This is a genomic window from Pseudomonas sp. TJI-51, assembly GCF_000190455.2.
Taxonomy (GTDB): Bacteria; Pseudomonadota; Gammaproteobacteria; order Pseudomonadales; family Pseudomonadaceae; genus Aquipseudomonas; species Aquipseudomonas juntendi.
The window spans coordinates 1-2,469 of record NZ_AEWE02000021.1; the positions used below are offsets into that span (position 1 = coordinate 1).

Genomic DNA, 2,469 nt, shown 5'->3' on the forward strand with positions numbered 1-2,469 from the left:
GCTTGTTCGGAGATTCCCTAGATGTTGCAAGTTCAAAGAAATAATCAATCAGCGGAGTAGTGAATATTTCAGGTGCAAGCTTGGCTGTCTCTACGATGCGCGTCTTGACCTCATCCGATGGGCAGGCATCGAGCGTGTCGAGGTCGTCAAGAAGAGAGCAGCATGCAGCGCTTTGCCCGACTCTTAGAGCAGCCCTCTGTGCGATCCTTGCCCTGTGGGCTGACTCAGCCTGAGCTTGTGCTTTCCTTTGGGCCTTCTTATGCCTCTCTACGGCTCGGTCACGCTCATCAACTAGCATCAACAAATTTGGCATCTGAACCGCCAAGCGCTTGTCGCAATGAGCGCAATTGCGATCATAAAAATCAATAGCACTAGGCTCAAGATCCCAGCCTGCCATTCCAGACGCATGTGCATAGTCACAATCGACGCCAAGCATTCCTATCGGAAGACCTGTCATTTGCGCAATCAAGCCCACTCCGCCACGGTTGACCACTCGGGCATGAGAGCAGTAATTATGAACAAGCTTGATAACCTCATTGTTGCGAAGGCCTGTCTCTACAGCTCGTTCGTATTCGTCTTCGTTCATCTATTGAATCGCATCCCAGTTTGGTTGGATGTGGCTCGCTGAGTGAACCTTTCACCACCGACTTTAAGAAGCTCAGTTTCGCGGTGCATCGTTTTTGGTCAGCCGTAGCTAATCCTATCAGAAGATCTTTGATGTTTGCTTCTGGCCGACTGCACCCTATCGGCAGCGGTAGCTTTGGGTCGATAGCCGCCAACGAGTGATACACCGGGGGCTGTTGTTACACCGCTAGAGCAAGAAGAGTGCATGAGCGTGTATCGCTGTTTTATCCTTTAAAAACAATAAGTTGCGCAATATCGTTACACCCATTACACCTGTTACACCGATTTGGATTTGTATTTATCTAGCAACCCCATGCCCCCTAGTTGAGGGTGGCTTCAGCGGCCGAACCAATTCCCCCTTCCCGATCCTAGAAGCTGCCGGGGACCCTGAGAGATGCGTTGAGATACGGGGCAGGAAACCCGCGGCTTTTTATTAGCGGAAGGTTGGCCAGGTTAGTGAACTGGTTAACAAGGTAAACTCAGTGAAAATGTGCAGTTTCTCGAACAGGCAAGCTGATTTTTGCAGCCTCGGTAACGTTTCGGTTAGGGCCCCAGATGCTGGGGCCGTCCGATAGCTTGTGAGGTTGCCGGCTGGGCTCGGTCATGCACGCATGACTTTATTCCAATCTAACTCATACCCTGCTTCTTCGAGCTCCCTTCCGAGTGCCTGCTTCCAGTTTCCCTCAAGCGATTCATACACTACACCCGCATAGTCGCTAGGAATTTCCAACGATCCCCGCTTCAAAGCACAGACCCTTCCCCGTCCCAGGCGACCAATGAAATACCCAAGCTCCAAAATCACGTTCTGGCGAGCACGGGGTGTAGGCGTACCACCTCTGACGCAACCCTCATCATCGGGGGTGAGAAGGACTACAGCAAATCCCACCCCACCGTATCTCTCCACCTTCTCGATCACGGTCCGGCCTTGGTTGGCCTGCTCATGCAAGATGATGGCGTCAAAGCCGATTCTCTCTAGGAAGCGGGCTACCATCTCGCGAGACCCATCGTCGTGGCCGTGGACTACAAAAACTTGTCTGGACAGCGCTGTCGGTGCGCTATGGTCTGAAAGGGGAGCGGCCTGCTTCTGCTGGTAGTCGGCTAAGTCTTCCTCGAGCGACCGCTGGCCTTGGGTGAGTAGCGCTATAGACCGTTCGAAGTTTTTTCTCATCCGACCTTCATAGTCTGGGGACGGCGCGCCTCTCCTGACCATACCTGGTCGCCACGAGAGAACGGCAGCACTTTCTAAGTCCCTGTAAGTCGTAGAGCTCTCACCAAAACACCGCTCCAGGGTCTGTCTGATCGACACCTCTAACCCTTTAAGCGCAGCGGTTGGACCCTGGCGAAGGCTACTCAGATCGAAAGCTTGAAGCTCATTGATGCGTTCACCTAACCGTTCAATTCCTTTCTGGATGTTCTGAACACGAATAGGAGGAACAGATGCTTGGTTCGTTGGGGGATTGGTTCGGGCCATCGAATGAGGACTCCATGTGGGGGAGCAAAACACTATCCGATCCAACACAATCGCGCAGCATTCGTGAGCTGAAGGTAGTGGGATGAGTCTTTGTCCCCAGTGGGACTGGCAACTGGTGGATCAGGGCCTAGGTAATGCATAGGGCGGTGGATTTATGTTTAGGGATACGTTTAGGGATACGTTTTGTCATTGTGGGTCAGCTAGCCCAGGTTTTACTGGCGTAGTTACACCATGTTAGGTTCCTGTCTCCGCACCACATCCAGCTCCACTGCATTCCGCGGAATGCTTTGGAAGCCCTCTAAACCGGCCTTATGGCTAATGCCAGTCAGTCAAATAATTTGGGGCCGCTTTGCAACCCTTCGCGGGCACGCCCC

At 52.7% G+C, this 2,469-nt stretch carries 2 protein-coding genes; both read right to left on the minus strand.

Annotation, left to right across the window (positions count from 1 at the left end):
• Positions 1–586 (minus strand): hypothetical protein (locus tag G1E_RS05590; RefSeq protein ID WP_218186958.1); only part of this gene is annotated, 586 nt, incomplete at its 3' end.
• 639 nt (positions 587–1,225) lie between these two features.
• Positions 1,226–2,095, minus strand: a complete 870-nt coding sequence (locus tag G1E_RS05600; protein WP_033691041.1) for a TIR domain-containing protein — start codon at positions 2,093–2,095, stop codon at positions 1,226–1,228.
• Between the last annotated feature and the right edge of the window lie 374 nt (positions 2,096–2,469).